Origin of the sequence: Enterococcus sp. DIV0682 (genome assembly GCF_051712685.1) — a bacterium.
Classification (GTDB): domain Bacteria; phylum Bacillota; class Bacilli; order Lactobacillales; family Enterococcaceae; genus Enterococcus; species Enterococcus faecalis.
On sequence record NZ_JBIOPK010000001.1, the window covers coordinates 2,572,429 to 2,588,843 of the forward strand.

Here is a 16,415-nt window from a genome sequence, read left to right on the forward strand (position 1 = left end):
TTTGGCTAATTAGCCTAATCGTTGTCGTGCATCTGCTGAGCGCTTAAATGCTTGTCCAACATAGTTTATACTTAACATCAAGACTAGAATTAGAATTGATGCAGGTAACCAAACCCATTGTTTATTGACTAATACATCCCCACTGCTGGCGTAGCCAATTAAGGTTCCTAAACTTGGGACACTTTGTGGTAACCCGAAGCCTAAGAAAGTTAACGTTGTTTCGATCCCGATATTGGCCGCGAAATTAATCGTTAAGTTCGTAATAATTAATGAACTTAAATTCGGCATAATTTCTCGAAACATAATTTTAAAATCGCTTGTTCCCATTGTCTTAGAGGCACTAACGTAATCTCGGCGCCCTTCAGATAACGTTTTACTGCGGAACAACCGCGCTTTTCCAACCCAATAAAACGCACACATAATCCAAATAAAGGACCAGATACTATATTTAGGAATCACGGAAACGAACACAATAATAATTAACATAATTGGCAAAATCATAATAAAATCCACGATACGCATCAAAATATTATCAATCATGCCTCCATAATAACCGGAAATAATCCCTAAACCGACCCCGATAATAGACGTAATAATCGTAATGGCAAAACCGATTAAAATCGAGTTCCTAGCCCCGATAATCAATTGTCCTAAAACATCACGACCACCTTCATCGGCACCTAAAATGAACTTGGTGCCATTCATTGTAACGGTACCTGGTTCCGCATATTTATCTAAAATACTTACATGCATAACGGCACTTTGGTCTAACACTAACGAACCGATAAAAACGGCTAATAAGATAATGACCAAAAGGATTAAAGAAAACATCGCCATTTTTTCTTTGACGAATTCTCGCGCAATCATCCGAAAGCCCATTGGTGGAATACTTTCTTGTAAGACTTCTTCTCTTTTTTCTTCTGTCAATTCCATTTTTATCACCCTTTCTTCGTGTTTTTTCTACTGAATTCGAATTCTTGGATCAACAATACTCATTACAATATCAGAAATTAAGGTTCCGATAAGGGTTGCCAATCCCAAAATCAACACGAGAGCGGTAATAACGGAATAGTCACGTTGAATGATACTATCAATAAATAATTTTCCAATTCCTGGGAAAGCAAAAATCTTTTCAATAACGACTGATCCGGCAATCAAAGCAGTAATTTCATAACCTAATTGAGAGGCAATTGGTAATGCTGCATTTCTAAAAATGTGTCGATTAAAAATTTTATTCGTTGGCACTCCTTTTGAACGAGCAGTACGAACAAAGTCCATGTTTTTAACATCAATCACTTCACTGCGCAAATATTGAATAGTGACCGCTGTCCCTAGCAACGCTTGAGTGACCCCTGGTAAAATTAAATGCTTCAGTTTATCTAAATAATACGGCCACGTTCCCTCAGCCAAACCAACAGTCACGGTTCCACTCGTTGGGAACCAGTCTAAGCGATACCCAAAAATAAAGAGCATAATCAAGGCAAAGATGAATAATGGTACGGCAAAACTGAAGAAGTTGTAGATAACCACCATTTTGTCAAACCATGAATTTTGGTAACGGCCAGCAATTAAACCGAAAGGAATGGCGATTAAATACGTGATTATAACTGACACAGCGGCCAATGCAATCGTATTCCCCACCCGACCAGCAATGAGCGTGGACACAGGTAATTTAAAGATAAAACTATGACCAAAATCTCCATGTAAGGCATTGCCAATCCAACGGAAATATTGTTCGTACCAAGGATCATTTAACCCGGCAGCTTCGCGCATGGCTTCAATCACTTTCGGGTCTTGGTTCGGATTAATCAATCCTGTAAACGGATCACCTGGCATCATTTTAGCCAACAGGAAAATCAAGACACTTAAAATAATCACTTGCGGAATCATCAATAACAAACGGCGTAAAATTGTTTTCCACATTATTCAGCACCTCCATTTTTTAACGCTACTTGGTGGGTTGGACTAATCGCATGTAAGTTATAAACCCGCCCATTTTCATCATAATAGTCTTTATGATTTTCCCGATACTCTTGCTCAACTCTTCTTCGTTCTTCTTTGTGAGCTTCTCGGTTCGCTACGTCAATTTTAGGAATTGCTGAAAGTAAGCGTTTGGTATAAATGTGTTGTGGATTAGTGTAAATATCTTGGCGTGTACCGATTTCTACAAAACGGCCTTTGTACATAATGGCAATGTTGTCACACATATGTTTAACTACGCCCAAATCATGGGAAATAAATAAGTAACTTAACCCATATTCCTGTTGAATGTTTTTCATAAAATTCAATACCTGTGCTTGCACAGATAAGTCCAGTGCTGAAACAGGTTCATCTGCAATAATTAATTTGGGGCTGGTAGCCACCGCTCGGGCGACGCCTAAACGTTGGCGTTGTCCACCAGAAAATTCATGAGGATATTTGTACAACGCATCTTCTGGCATCCCCACAATGTCCAACAAACTTTTGACTTTTTTCTTTTCTTCTTGGTCACTTAACCGTTCAAAATTTCGAATTGGTTCGGCGATAATATCTAGTACTCGTTTTTTAGGGTTTAAACTTGACATCGAATCTTGGAAAATCATTTGGACATCTTTGTTGTATCCAATCGCTTTTCGACTTCGCGGCTTGGTTACATCTTGTCCTTGATAAATAATTTCACCATTTGTAATTTTTTCTAAACCAATAATTGCTTTTCCTGTCGTTGATTTTCCAGAACCCGATTCACCAACTAACCCATACGTTTTACCTTGTTCAATCATGAAATCCACACCATCAACCGCCAAAACATGATCAGTGATTCGATTGAAGAAGCCGCTGCGAATTGGATAATGAACTTTTAAATCTTTAATTTGAATAATTTCTGTCATTACGCTTCCCCTTCCCCGTCTCTAAAATGAAAATGTTTATAACATGTACAACGAACATAATGATTCGGTGCAACTTCATGTAATGTTGGATTTTCTTCATGTTGCGATGCATCAATCCAAGGAATTCGTGGGGCAAACCGACAACCTTTTCTAGGTAATTTGGTTAACGAAGGAACAATCCCTTCAATCACATGAAGTTCTTCTTCATCGGAATTCTCTTGGGGAATGGACTGAAGTAAGGAACGTGTATATGGATGTTTCGGATGACTAAACAATTCTTCAGCAGTGGCTACTTCTACAAACTGACCCGCATACATAACCGCTACACGATCAGCCATTTCCGCAACTACACCTAAGTCATGGGTAATTAAAATAATGCCGCTCCCTGTTTCTTCTTGCAAATCTTTTAACAAATCGAGAATTTGTGCCTGAATGGTAACGTCTAAGGCCGTTGTTGGTTCATCTGCAATTAAAATCGGTGGTTTACACGCGATTGCAATGGCAATAATCACCCGTTGGCGCATGCCGCCAGACAATTCATGAGGATACTGTTTCCCGACACGCTCTGGGTTGGGAATCCCCACTTGATCTAACAGTTCAATGGCCCGTGCTTGTTTTTGTTGTGCAGTCATTTTGGTATGATACGTGAGACTTTCTTTAATTTGGTCTTCAATTCGCATGAGCGGATTCAGTGCAGACAACGGATCTTGGAAAATCATCCCAATATCGTTTCCTCTGACTTTGTTGTACAATGTTTCATTAAACGTAGTTAAGTTTAAATTGTTGTATAAAATTTCCCCAGTAATTTTGGTATGATTGGGATCATGTAAGCCCATAATCGTTGTTGCTAAGGTACTTTTTCCACAACCAGATTCTCCGACGATTGCCAGAATCTCATTTTTCTTCAATTCAAATGAAACATCATCGACGGCATTATAATAATCATCTTTGATTCTAAATGCTGTTTCTAATCCTGAAACCTCTAGTAATTGTTCATTTCCTTGCATCCATACGCACCCCTTACGTCCTTTCAAAAACATTATATAAATTAACTAATATTTAATGATAGCACTTTCTAATTTTTATCAATGTTAATTTACAGCTCATTGTTTTTTCATAATTTTATAGAATTATTCCATAAAAAGCAAGATAAAATAACTTTTTTCGCAGTTATTTTTTTACATGTATGATTTTTTTTACAAAAATATGTGTAAAAATAGCCTTATTGCTTAATAAAATAACCATTATGTACGCAAAAAAAGTCGATTAACAGGAATGTTAATCGACTTTGTCTTATTATTTTTTATGAATTACTCACAATATAATCTACAGCGGCACCAACTGTTTCAATTTTTTCTGCATCTTCATCTGAAATCTCTGTTCCAAATTCATCTTCAAGTTCTAAAACAAACTCCATTACGCTAATTGAGTCAGCGTTCAAATCATCTTTAATGTTTAATTGATCTGTTACTTGATCCGCTTCAATATCAAAGTGGTTTGAGATAATCTTCGCTACTTTTTGAAGTACTTCTTCACGAGTCAACTGTATTCACCTCCACTGCTTTTGAAAAAAGGTTCTTTCTTTTACTAAAACGCTAAGATACATTGTACTCACAATTTGGGTATTTGTCCATCTTTTTTTCATTTGAGTAACAAACTGATGTCAAGACAATTGCAAATTACTCTGCTTTGCCTTCATAATATTCCACTAATTGTGGGACAACTTGGGTTTCTAACATTGTATGAATTTGACGAATGGTGTAGCGGACGGCATCAGGACCCGTGGCCCCATGCGTTTTAATGACTGGCGCTTTTAAGCCAAATAAAACCGCTCCCCCATGTTTTGAGTAGTCCATTTCGTCTTTCATGCCACGCAACGCATTCTTTAATAATAAGGCGCCCATTTTTCCTTTGACACCTTCAGAAAGAATCGCTGTTTTCAGCAAGCTCATCATGTTCATAGCTGTGCCTTCGATGGATTTTAAAACGGCATTTCCTGTGAAGCCATCTGTCACCACCACGTCAGCTACGCCATTTAATAATTCTCGTGCTTCAACGTTTCCGACAAAATTAATCGTTTCATCTGCTGCTAACAATTCGAAGGCTTTTTTCGTTAATTCACTGCCCTTTGTTTCCTCAGTTCCATTATTTAATAGACCGACACGAGGATTCTGAACGTTCCGAACTTTTTCAGCATAGAATGAACCTAAAACGGCATACTGAACCAAATGTTCTGGTTTATTGTCTGCATTGGCTCCTAAATCTAACATGTCAAACCCTTTGTCTGGTTCTCCCATGACAGGTAAAGTTGACATCAAACCGGGACGTTCCACATTTTTGATGCGGCCGACAATGAACAGACCCGCTGCTAATAGCGCTCCGGTGTTGCCTGCAGAAAAAATCGCATCGGCTTCCCCATTTTTAACTGCTTGCGCTGCTAAAACCATGGAAGCAGTTTTCTTACGACGGATTGCTTTAACTGGCTCATCGTCACTAGCAATTTTTTCATCGGTATGAATAATCGTAATGTTTTTTTCATCGGTGATGTATTTTTTTATTTCGGCTTCTTTTCCATATAATTGAAATTCAATGTCTGGGAAGTCTTGTTTGGCTAGCATAACCCCTTCAACAATTGCTTGTGGGGCGTTATCTCCACCCATTGCATCTACAGCAATTTTCATGAGTGATTCCCTCCTACTTTTTTGTTTCCTAACAAGTATAACATATTTTTTTCAAAGAAATACGCATTGGCTTTTACTTTCTGGCTTCAAAAATTACCTCTTCTAATCGAAAAATTGGGCTGCCTCATCTTGGGGTTTCACTCGATTGGCTAAGCCTTGATAAGCAGGATATTGCCACCACTCTTTCACTTTCCATAGGGCACTTGCTTCTTGGCGCGCAACTTCTAAAATGTTAAAGTCCGTCACGATATCTCCTACCGCAAATTGAGGCACCCCTGATTGCCGTGCACCGAACACTTCCCCAGGTCCGCGAAGTTCCAAATCACGCTCACTCAAGACAAAACCATTGGTGGTTTCTGTCATGATTTTCATACGCTCAACGCCCATTTCATTTTTCGGATTGGCCACTAAAATACAATAAGATGCACTGGAGCCACGCCCCACACGTCCCCGTAACTGATGTAATTGTGCTAACCCAAACCGGTCCGCATCCATAATTAACATCACTGTGGCATTTGGTACATTCACGCCAACTTCAATAACGGTGGTAGAAACCAATAATTGCAGCTGATTGTCTTTGAACTCCTGCATAATGTCATCTTTTTCTTGGTTTTTCATTTTACCATGTAGTAATCCCACTTGATATCTTGGGGAATAAAAGCTTTGCATATGTTCAAAAATTTCTGTTGCGTTTTTCACATCTAAGGCTTCTGATTCTTCAATCAAGGGACAAATAATATAGGCTTGATGTCCTCGAGCCAGCTCTTTTTCCATCCATTCTAAAACAGTATCTAACTGCGGCGGCCGAATCCAACGTGTTTCGATTGGAATCCGTCCAGCTGGCATTTCATCAATGATTGATACATCCATTTCGCCATAGGCTGTAATGGCCAGCGTTCGAGGAATCGGAGTGGCCGTCATAAATAGAACATCTGGTTTTAAGCCTTTTTCTCTTAATATTTTTCTCTGATTCACACCAAAACGATGTTGCTCATCGGTGATTACCAAACCTAATTGATGGAAACTGACATCTTGTTGTATCAAAGCATGGGTCCCTACCACAATGTCAATCTCGCCATTGGCCAGTTCTTCGAGAATTAGACGACGTTCTTTCGTTTTGGTGGAACCTGTTAATAAGGCCGTCCGAACTTCTAATGGATCAAACAACTGCTGTAAGCTTTCCATGTGCTGTTGCGCTAAAATTTCAGTCGGAACCATCAACGCTCCTTGAAAGCCAGCGGTCATGGTGGCGTATAGCGCAATCGCAGCCACTACCGTTTTCCCACTCCCCACGTCACCTTGAAGCAATCGTTGCATATGCTTCGGACTTCGCAAGTCTCGACAAATTTCATTGGTCACTTTTTTTTGGGCGCCTGTCAATTCAAAAGGCAGTCCTTGGGTGAACGTTTTTAAGCGATCCACGTCATATTGAATAGCTAAACCATTTTTTTCCGCTTTTTCTTGTTTCTTCAATCCTTGCATTTTAAGTTGGAAAAGGAAAAACTCTTCAAAGACTACTCGCCGTTTAGCTTGATGGCTTTCTTCTGGATTACTGGGAAAATGCATCGCCCACATTGCTTCTTTTCTAGGCATCAAGCGGTACTTTTCTAATAAATCATTCGGTAAAATCTCTTCAACCAGTGAACCATACTCTTCAAAAGCAGTGCGGATTAACTGAACCAACGTGCTTTGGCGGACTTTTTTATTCACATGATAAATGGGGGCGAAATCTTCATTGTCTCCTTTAGAAGCTAAGATTTTCATGCCATTTAATGATTTTCTCTTGGCATCCCACTTGCCATAAACAGCAATTTCTTCGGAAAGAACTACTTTGTCTTTTAAAAAAGGTTGATTGAAGAAGGAAACATTAATGACCGCATGTTCTTGCATCATTCGAAACGTTAACCGGCTCTTCTTATAACCGTACCGACTAACGACTGCTTCCGAAACCACTAGCCCTTTTAGCGTAACTTTTTCCTGATCCTGAATCTCACTTAAATCCTTTTCTTGGATATCATCGTAGCGGAAGGGATAATACGTCAATAAGTCTTCAATTGTAGCAATCCCCAGTTCTTGTAAATTTTCAGCACGTTTTGGGCCAACACCGGGCAATACGCTGACTAAATCTGTGATGTCCATAAAATCCCCTCCTCATTAATATACGCAAAAAAATGGATCATTCATTAAATAGGCTGGTTCATTAGCCCTAACTAATGAACCAGCCTATTCGTTTTTATTTTTTCATCACGAAAACCTATTCTGCTGAGAATAAGTATGGATATACAGGTTGTCCACCTTCATGAAGTTCTGTTTCTAGTTCATCGTTTTCAGAAACTAAAATAGCGATTAGCTTTTCAGCTTCTTCAACCGAGCCATCTTCGCCGACAATAATTGTCACGATTTCAGTGTCTTCATCAATCATGCGGTTCAACGTGTCTAATGATGCATTAAAACGATCTGCTTCAGAAACGACGATTTTACCATCAATCATTCCTAAGAAGTCATCTTTTTTAATTTCAACGTCATCAATGGTTGTGTCACGAACAGCTGTGGTTACTTGACCACTCACAACGCTGTCTAACATTTCCGTCATACTTGCTTTGTTTTCTTCTAATGATTGTTGATCATTGAAAGCTAACATTGCTGTCATTCCTTGAGAAATGGTTTTAGATGGAACAACCGCTACTGGTACATCGGCAACTTCTGCTGCTTGATCAGCTGCCATAAAGATGTTTTTGTTATTTGGTAAGATAATGACTTGCTCTGCATTCACTTCTTTGACTGCTTTTAAAATATCTTCCGTACTTGGGTTCATTGTTTGGCCACCACTAATAATGTAGCTTGCACCTAAACTTCGGAATAATTCTTGAACGCCTTCACCGGCTGCAATAGCAATCACAGCAAACGGTACGCGAACTTTTTCAGTCAACGCTTCTTGCTGAGCATCGCGTTCAACTAACGTTTCATGTTGTAAACGCATATTGTCTACTTTTATTTTTACTAACGAACCAAATTTTTGGCCGTAGTTCATCACTTCACCTGGATGCTCGGTGTGTACGTGAACTTTGATAATTTCGTCATCGTTAACGACTAATAGAGAATCGCCTAGTTCATTTAAGTAGTTTCTGAATGTTTCATAATCAAAAGCGCTGTCCACGGTTGGACCTTCGCCGATACGAACCATAATTTCTGTACAATAGCCAAATTTAATGTCTTCTGTCGCAACGTGGCCACTAACACCACGGTGATGTTCAGCATTAACCATTTCGTCCATTTCGGCAGGACTTGGTTCATACGTTTCAGTTGGTAAAAATTCACCACTAAGCGCTTCTAAAAATCCTTCATAGATAAATAGTAGTCCTTGACCCCCACTATCTACAACGCCGACTTCTTTTAGGACAGGTAATAAATCAGGTGTTTTCGCTAAGGCACGTTTAGCACCTGCTACAACAGCTGTCATAACTTCGATACAGTCATCTGTTTCTTTCGCTTTACGTTCACCAGAACGCGCCGCTTCACGAGAAACAGTTAAGATTGTTCCTTCAACAGGTTTCATCACTGCTTTATACGCTGTTTCTACACCATGTGTAAATGCAGCGGCCAAGTCTTTGGCATTTAATGTTGTAACCTCAGGAATTTGTTTTGAGAAGCCGCGGAATAATTGAGATAAAATAACCCCAGAATTTCCACGAGCACCCATTAATAACCCTTTGGATAACGCGCCTGCTAATTCTCCTACTTTTTCAGAGCGAGAATCGGCCACAGCCTTTGCACCACTGGTCATTGATAAGTTCATATTTGTTCCTGTATCACCATCGGGTACAGGGAAAACGTTTAATGAGTTGACATATTCTGCATTTGTGTGCAGACGAGTCGCACCTGCCTGGACCATTTCCTGGAACTGACCTGCGCTGATTTCTGTTACATTCACCTAAAAAATCCTCCTTCAGATTTACCGCTAACGGCAACACACGACTTCCTTGTGCAATTGCATCGTTGACAGTACACTACCTCTAATCCGGTAATACACGAACTCCTTGAACAAAAACGTTAACTGAATTCGCAGTGACACCTAATAATGTTTCAAGATTATATTTTACTTTTTCTTGGACGTTACGAGAAACTTCAGAAATTTTTGTACCATAACTAACAATCGTGTAGACATCCACTGCGATTCCGTTGTCTTCTTGACGAACAACGACACCACGTGAGTAATTCTCACGACGTAAAATATCGTTTAAGTTATCTTTAATTTGATTTTTGCTTGCCATTCCGACAATTCCGTAAATATCTGTCGCAGCTCCGCCAACTACTGTAGCGATCACATCATTGGTAATCTCAATGGTACCTGCGGGTGTTTGAATTTTTACAGCCATTGATGAAAGCCTCCTTATAAGAGCACATTCGCCCTATTTTCTTCCATAACATTTTATCATATCCAGCCTTTAATTAAAAGGAAGTTCGTCAGATATTATAGACCCTTCCTCATAATTACCAACATTTGTACAATTTACAACGTTTGTCGTGCATTGTCAATGCAGAAAAAGACAAGATTCGACTTGGTTCATTGAATCTTGTCTGCTGATTTTAGAGGTTTTTCATGGCTCTCACTGAGACTAAACATCTTTCTCCGTTACTCATTTCGACAATCCGTTCGCTTTTTATAACTTTACTTATATGCTTGCGGTTGATTAAATATGATTTGTGACAACGATAAAAGTCATTAGACTGTTCTTCAATCTCCTTTAAGGAACCATAAAATTCAATTTCTCCGTTTTCAAGATGTAAAACGATTTTATGCGATACGGAAGAAGATTCAAAAAAAATGATTGTTGCCATATCTACAGACCGAATGGTATCGCCGTCCTTAAATTTAAATAATTTTTTTGTATCTCCACGTTCACTAGTTATACGTTCATGAGCCAATTGAATATTTTCACAGATTTTCTGCTGTAGATGTTCTTTGTTGTCTTTAATGATATAGTCCAGCGCTTCCACTTTATACGTAAACGTCAGATAGGACAGTTCCCCATGTGTTGTGACAAAAACGATTTTACCTAAATTATCGTAGTCTCTGATTTTAGCTGCTAAGGTTAATCCTGACATTTCATGTTGTAAATCAACATCTAGAAAATATAACCCAATTATTCTAGGCTGACTTTTGACAAATTCAAGTACTTCTAACGGATTTCCTGTTGAAAAAACCAGTTCCATATCAAGACTTTCCATCATTATGTAATTTTTAACATAGGTTTCTAACATTTGTCGTTGTCGCCAATCATCTTCGCAAATAATAATAGAAATCACCTTATTCGCACCTCCTATTGTTTTCAATCGTCAATTTTTGAGTAAACCATCCATCACTGATGGAGGTAGCTAGTTGAACATTATTTAGGGATTGAAGCAATTCTTGAACATTACTCAATCCCATTCCTCTATCAGTGCCTTTTAATGAAAAACCGCGTTGCTTAAGTAGATGGAATTTTGGTAAATTTTTCCTACATGAATTTTGGATAATAATATGTACAGCAGAGGCATCTTTATATACAGCGATTACAAGCTTACCCTCACCTAAAAATTCGATTTCTTCTATAGAGTTATCTAAAAAAATACCTAGTATTCTAACCAAAGAAATTGAATCAATGGCTAATTCTTCAATTGGTTCAGTCACTTCTAACTGTACATCCATTCCTTTTTCTTGCGTTGAAATCAACTTAGACACAAGGAGACTTTTAACTTCTCTTACTCGAATGTTTCCAATCGCTTCTAACTTGAACCCATTTTGGTCAATGCATTTTGATGCTTTCTTTATTTTATTGAAATAATAGTCATTAAGACTCTCGTAATCTCCACTTACAATAAAATCTTCTAATGAATTTAGGATATTTTTATAATCATGCCGAAACTTCCGAATCTCCTTGAATTGTTTCTCCATTGCCTCCATATATCTCTGATTTTCTAAATATTCTGTTTCCTTCTGTTGAATATCATATTTATTTTTGAGCGAACTAAGATACACAATAAAAGAAATTAATGAAACGACTAAATAGAGCGTGAGAAAGATTGAATTTACTACAATTATTTCCTTGTTATTCCCCAAATATTTTCCTAAAATCAGGCTGGCATAGTAGATAATCATTGTGCCGATTCCTATCAAATTAAAAAGCAGAAGACATTCATTGATAATAGAAAACTTTTTTTCTAGTTTTTTTATCCCCTTTATCATTAATATCGTCAGAATTACTGATAGCGCTAGCCGAAATGTACTATGTAAAAACATAGTTAAATTACTTGAAAAAATTAGTTCTGTGCCAAATATTTTTTCCTTTACAAAGGATACAAACTGACCACTTATAGCTGAAATAATGACGATATAAGAATTTATACCCAAAACTTTAATAAGGCTTTTAGAGATAAAAAAATAACCTAAAATTATTATACTCAAATAAATCCAAGCAAATCCGTACATTCCTATAGCAGAAATTATTTTGCCATTCAAAATTGCAATAACCATCAAGCCAAAAATACTATGTAAAGTAATTTTTTTATTAAGCTTTACTACTTTTGACTTTAGATAATTAAAGAACACTTGAAACACTGCCGTGATATTACTTAGAATAAAAACAAACCTCACCAAATTAAAACCTCCTTATATTTCAGTTAATAAAAAAAGTATATACTCTAATAAAAGACAATTCAAGCTTTCTTTATAAGTGAAACTGAGAAAAAGTAGATTTCGGTGCCCGACTATTACGCTATAAACAAAAATTGTACACTCGCTATACTGAGTGTACAATTTCAATTACTTTTTTATTTATCAAAATAAATGTTTTATACATGAGAGTTGCGACAAGATTTTTTATACTCATCTAACATAATATTTCCCAGATTTAAACGCTTTTTTGAAAACATTTATAAGTTTATCTCCACTATAAATAAACACGCCCCCTTGATAAACACTCTTCCCTAGAAACGCTAAAATCGCAGTAAAAACCAGATTAATTCCCATCGCTACTGCAAAAGCATTTAACGATGCATCCCCCAGCATATAACGTGCGTACATGACTATCGGTGATAGATACGGTATATAAGATGAAATGATAGTCGCTTGGTTACTTCCTAATCCAGCTGCAAGAATCATTACCATAAACATCGCAATAAATAAAGGAATAATCAAAATATACATCAACTGTTGAACTTCCTGAACAGAGGAAACAACAGAACCTAAAATAGCAGCCGTAACAGAATATAGCAAATAACCTAAAACGAAACATATGACAGCTAAGATGATTGCTTGACTATTTTTGCCTTCACTCAAAAAGTCAAATACTCCTGTACTATCTCCAAAAATTCCATAAGATGCATACGCAGCCCCAAAAATTGCTGCTGCTTGCGTTACCCCAACTAGCCCAATGCCAACAATTTTACCAATTAAATGCTGAACTGGTGTAATTGTTGTGAGTAAAATTTCCATAACTCTTGAACTCTTTTCCACCGCAATGTCTTGGGCAACCATTGTAGAAAAGAGCATAACTGCAATGTAGAGAATAAAACCAACAATATAAACTAGTATTAATGTTTGAACCGAATTATCTTGATTTCCAGCTAAAGATTCTAAGGATAAACGTGTGCTTTCATTCAAAAACTGTTGTTGCGCCGCATCAATATTTAATTGATTTAATTTAATCGATTGATTTACAGTGGTTACAAGACTTTGTAATTGTTCAGACACATTATATTGGAGAGCTCCTTCGTAATAAATTTTTCCTTCGTATAGACCAGCGCTACTCTTTCCAATTTTCAAAATGGTTTTACTCGCTCTATCTTTCAGCTCTTTCTCAGCATCTGATAACTTTTGACCGCCGTCAACAAAGTTCAGATTGGTACCTTTACCAACTTCTTTCAGCATAGTAACAGTTTCTTGATTATTTGAAACAACAAGGATGGTTTCTTTACTTGGTTCCTCTTTTTTTAGAATCCCTTCATAATTCATTCCCAAAAATGTCCCTACCATCAAAACCAACAGTATAATAACAAACACTTTTGACACGACTTTTTGTTTGTATGTTTCTAAAGCAATCGTCACTATATTTTTCACTTTACTCACCCACTCTTTCTAGAAAAATATCATTTAACGAAATTGGCTCAATTCTGAATTGCTGAATATTTTCTGATTGAAAAATAAATTTTTGAATTTTCTTCGCAGTACATTCATCTTTTACATAAAAAGAAATAACATCATTTTCTTCTTTATACGATTCTATTTCAAAATCTTGTTTTAATATTTCTCTGTCAAAATCAGCCTGAACAATCACTTTTCTTTTATCCGTTTCATCTTTGATTTCTTTTAAATTTCCTTCTAAAAGAACCTCACCCTTTTTTATCATACAAATGTTTTCACAGATTTCTTCTACGTTTGCCATTTGATGAGAGCTGAAAATTATCGTAGCACTATTTTCCTTCAAAAAAAGAATTGCTTCTTTTAGTTGATTCGCATTAATCGGGTCTAGCCCAGAGAATGGTTCATCCAAAATGACAAGCTTGGGTCCATGAATGATCGACGCAATAAATTGAATCTTTTGTTGATTCCCTTTTGACAATTCACTAATTTTTCGATCTACGTTCTTTTGTATCTTAAAAAAATCCAGCCAAAAGAGGATACTTTTTTCAATTTCTTTCTTTTTCATTTTACGGAGCTTCCCAAAGAAAGTTAATTGTTGTCTCACCGTTCTTTTCGGGTATAGGCCACGCTCTTCTGGAAGATAACCGACCTCTTTAGCATCAAAGCGATCAACTTTACGTCCCTGCCAGGTTATTTCCCCTTCATCAGGAGAGTAGATGCCTAAAATATGGCGGAAAATAGTAGTTTTACCTGCACCGTTTGCGCCTAAGAAGCCGTAAATTTCGCCTTCTGGAATAGTCAAATTGATTCCTTTAATAATTTCCTGCTCATTCATTTTCTTTTTCAACTTTTTAATTTCTAAGCTCATATTTTCCTCCTTTTTCATTTATCTAAGTACTTTAATTATATTAATCAAACACGGACCACTACATTTTTTTCTTGAACTCTTAAATTTTCATCTTTATCGTCTTACGTTTGTGCATGGATTTCTTAAGTATTTAAAATCAGACAATGAAAAACTATCACCTGACAAGCTACTTTTGTTGTTAGTCACTAAAAATCTTCTTGCAAATCAGTGCCTAATATGATAAATTAAGTTAGTATGAGCTGAATATTATCGCTCCAAGATCAAGGCAAAGGAGGAAACTTAAAATGGCAAAAGTATGTTACTTCACTGGTCGTAAGACTTCAAGTGGTAATAACCGTTCACATGCGATGAACTCAACAAAACGCACTGTGAAACCTAACTTACAAAAAGTTCGCGTATTAATCGATGGTAAACCTAAAAAAGTTTGGGTGTCAACTCGTGCTTTGAAATCTGGTAAAATCGAACGTGTTTAATAAACTTAAATAAGCAAAGCTGGACGTTCGTTGTTCGGCTTTTTTTATTGCATAAAAAAAGAGGTTGGACCTTCATCACTTTGATGAAGGTCCAACTTCTTTTTACTTGTCTTTACTTTGAATAACTGCAATCATCCCTGCATCGAAGGAAAAAGCAGCGGCTTCTTCGATAAATTCATTACTTGCATACGATGTTGGGTAAGGAACATCTTGATTGGTTAATAAATATTTACTGCGTCGTAGCGTCAAGTTTTCTACAGGCGTCAAACAGCAGTAGGCCAGATATTCTTTATCTGGCTCTTTTGGTACGATATACGAACCAGGGGCGTAATACTGGATGCTATTTTGACGATCGCATAGACGGATTTGGCGAAGTACGCCTTGAAATCGTGGTTCAAAGGGTAACCAAAGATTGGCTAACAGGTGGTCAATTCTGCCCCCTGTCGCACCGATAATCGTCATCTCTGCTTGTGGAAATCGTTGTAAAGCTTCTTGAAGCGCTAATTGTGTATCTGTATCATCTTTTTCAGCAGGTGCTTGGATGAGTGTTTCGGCAGTTTCTTGGACAAAATGGTATTCTTCTCGTGATAATGAATCAAAATCGCCCACTGCTAATTGTAACGGTAAATCGGCCTCTAATAAATGGAGACAGCCGCGATCAATACCTACGAAATAATCATACGTAGCTGGTTCAATGGTTGGCCAATCACTTGGATTGCCGCCAGCTACCAGTAAGACACGACTCATTTGTCTAGCACTGCTCTCAGTGCATCGATTCGTTCTTGAGGATTTTCAGCATTATAAATGTAGGAGCCTGCAACAAACACTTCTGCACCGGCTTCTTTGCAGCGTGCGGCAGTTTCAGGAACAATCCCGCCATCGACTTCAATTTCATAGGTGTATCCTTTTGTTTCTTTCCATTCTTTTAATTGAGCAATTTTTTCTAGTGAGTTTTCAATAAATGATTGTCCGCCAAAGCCTGGATTGACAGTCATTACCAAGACTTGGTCTGCTAAGTCTAATACATTTTCAATCATCGAAAGTGGTGTCCCAGGATTGATGGTTACGCCAGCTTTCACACCCGCATTTTTAATCATTTGTAAGGCACGATGAATATGGGGTGTTGCTTCTTGATGGACAGTAATAATATCCGCACCGGCTTCCGCAAAGGCATTGATATAATTTTCAGGTTGTACAATCATCAAATGAACATCCAATGGTAGTTTTGTCACTGGACGAATCGCTGAAACGATATTCGGTCCTAAGGTAATGTTGGGCACAAATTGACCGTCCATGACATCAACATGAATATAATCTGCTCCTAATTCTTCTACTAAACGGATATCTCTTTCTAAATTGGCAAAATCGGCACTTAAAATGGATGGTGCTAGTTTCATTTGGCTC

At 37.4% G+C, this 16,415-nt stretch carries 16 protein-coding genes; 1 reads left to right on the forward strand and 15 read right to left on the reverse strand.

Annotation, left to right across the window (positions count from 1 at the left end):
• Positions 1-9 precede the first annotated feature (9 nt).
• From opp2C to IGK96_RS12515, 13 genes are all read right to left on the reverse strand, one after another.
• Entirely contained in the window at positions 10-933 is a 924-nt protein-coding gene (gene opp2C / locus IGK96_RS12455; protein WP_002365358.1) for an oligopeptide ABC transporter permease Opp2C, read from the reverse strand.
• 27 nt (positions 934-960) lie between these two features.
• The gene (gene opp2B, locus IGK96_RS12460; RefSeq protein WP_002354943.1) at positions 961-1,923 is read right to left on the reverse strand and encodes an oligopeptide ABC transporter permease Opp2B; all 963 of its coding nucleotides are present in this window, start codon (positions 1,921-1,923) and stop codon (positions 961-963) included.
• On the reverse strand, positions 1,923-2,867 hold the full coding sequence (gene opp2F / locus IGK96_RS12465) for an oligopeptide ABC transporter ATP-binding protein Opp2F (protein WP_002354942.1): 945 nt from the start codon (positions 2,865-2,867) through the stop codon (positions 1,923-1,925). Before opp2F ends, opp2B begins: the two co-directional genes overlap by 1 nt.
• Positions 2,867-3,907 (reverse strand): oligopeptide ABC transporter ATP-binding protein Opp2D, encoded by a 1,041-nt coding sequence (gene opp2D, locus IGK96_RS12470; protein ID WP_174115579.1) that lies wholly within the window; start codon positions 3,905-3,907, stop codon positions 2,867-2,869. Before opp2D ends, opp2F begins: the two co-directional genes overlap by 1 nt.
• A 263-nt stretch (positions 3,908-4,170) precedes the next feature.
• Positions 4,171-4,410 carry an acyl carrier protein gene (acpP, locus tag IGK96_RS12475; RefSeq protein ID WP_002354939.1) on the reverse strand — a complete coding sequence of 80 codons (240 nt, stop codon included), beginning with the start codon at positions 4,408-4,410 and terminating at the stop codon, positions 4,171-4,173.
• Positions 4,411-4,546: 136 nt separating this feature from the next.
• Positions 4,547-5,548 (reverse strand): phosphate acyltransferase PlsX, encoded by a 1,002-nt coding sequence (gene plsX, locus IGK96_RS12480; protein ID WP_002354938.1) that lies wholly within the window; start codon positions 5,546-5,548, stop codon positions 4,547-4,549.
• Positions 5,549-5,650: 102 nt separating this feature from the next.
• A complete protein-coding gene (recG, locus tag IGK96_RS12485; protein WP_002370092.1) occupies positions 5,651-7,687 on the reverse strand; it encodes an ATP-dependent DNA helicase RecG in 2,037 nt (678 codons plus the stop codon).
• A 115-nt stretch (positions 7,688-7,802) separates the two neighbouring features.
• Positions 7,803-9,479, reverse strand: coding sequence for a DAK2 domain-containing protein (locus IGK96_RS12490; protein WP_002354936.1), 1,677 nt, complete (start codon positions 9,477-9,479; stop codon positions 7,803-7,805).
• An 82-nt stretch (positions 9,480-9,561) separates the two neighbouring features.
• A complete protein-coding gene (locus IGK96_RS12495; protein ID WP_002354933.1) occupies positions 9,562-9,924 on the reverse strand; it encodes an Asp23/Gls24 family envelope stress response protein in 363 nt (120 codons plus the stop codon).
• Between the two features lie 211 nt (positions 9,925-10,135).
• Positions 10,136-10,855, reverse strand: a complete 720-nt coding sequence (locus IGK96_RS12500; RefSeq protein ID WP_010816828.1) for a LytR/AlgR family response regulator transcription factor — start codon at positions 10,853-10,855, stop codon at positions 10,136-10,138.
• Between the two features lies 1 nt (position 10,856).
• Entirely contained in the window at positions 10,857-12,185 is a 1,329-nt protein-coding gene (locus IGK96_RS12505) for a sensor histidine kinase (RefSeq protein WP_071646823.1), read from the reverse strand.
• Between the two features lie 228 nt (positions 12,186-12,413).
• Positions 12,414-13,655: an ABC transporter permease gene (locus IGK96_RS12510; protein WP_016618589.1), complete on the reverse strand. Its 1,242-nt coding sequence runs from the start codon at positions 13,653-13,655 to the stop codon at positions 12,414-12,416.
• Positions 13,648-14,538, reverse strand: a complete 891-nt coding sequence (locus IGK96_RS12515) for an ABC transporter ATP-binding protein (RefSeq protein WP_033624294.1) — start codon at positions 14,536-14,538, stop codon at positions 13,648-13,650. Before IGK96_RS12515 ends, IGK96_RS12510 begins: the two co-directional genes overlap by 8 nt.
• Positions 14,539-14,822: 284 nt before the next feature.
• On the opposite strand from IGK96_RS12515, the gene rpmB reads away from it, so the two are divergent.
• On the forward strand, positions 14,823-15,011 hold the full coding sequence (gene rpmB / locus IGK96_RS12520; protein WP_002354928.1) for a 50S ribosomal protein L28: 189 nt from the start codon (positions 14,823-14,825) through the stop codon (positions 15,009-15,011).
• 102 nt (positions 15,012-15,113) lie between these two features.
• Here rpmB and IGK96_RS12525 read toward each other — a convergent pair whose 3' ends face one another.
• Positions 15,114-15,758, reverse strand: coding sequence for a thiamine diphosphokinase (locus IGK96_RS12525; protein WP_002361010.1), 645 nt, complete (start codon positions 15,756-15,758; stop codon positions 15,114-15,116).
• The gene (gene rpe, locus IGK96_RS12530) at positions 15,755-16,408 is read right to left on the reverse strand and encodes a ribulose-phosphate 3-epimerase (RefSeq protein ID WP_002354925.1); all 654 of its coding nucleotides are present in this window, start codon (positions 16,406-16,408) and stop codon (positions 15,755-15,757) included. The genes IGK96_RS12525 and rpe overlap by 4 nt, the downstream gene beginning before the upstream one ends.
• Between the last annotated feature and the right edge of the window lie 7 nt (positions 16,409-16,415).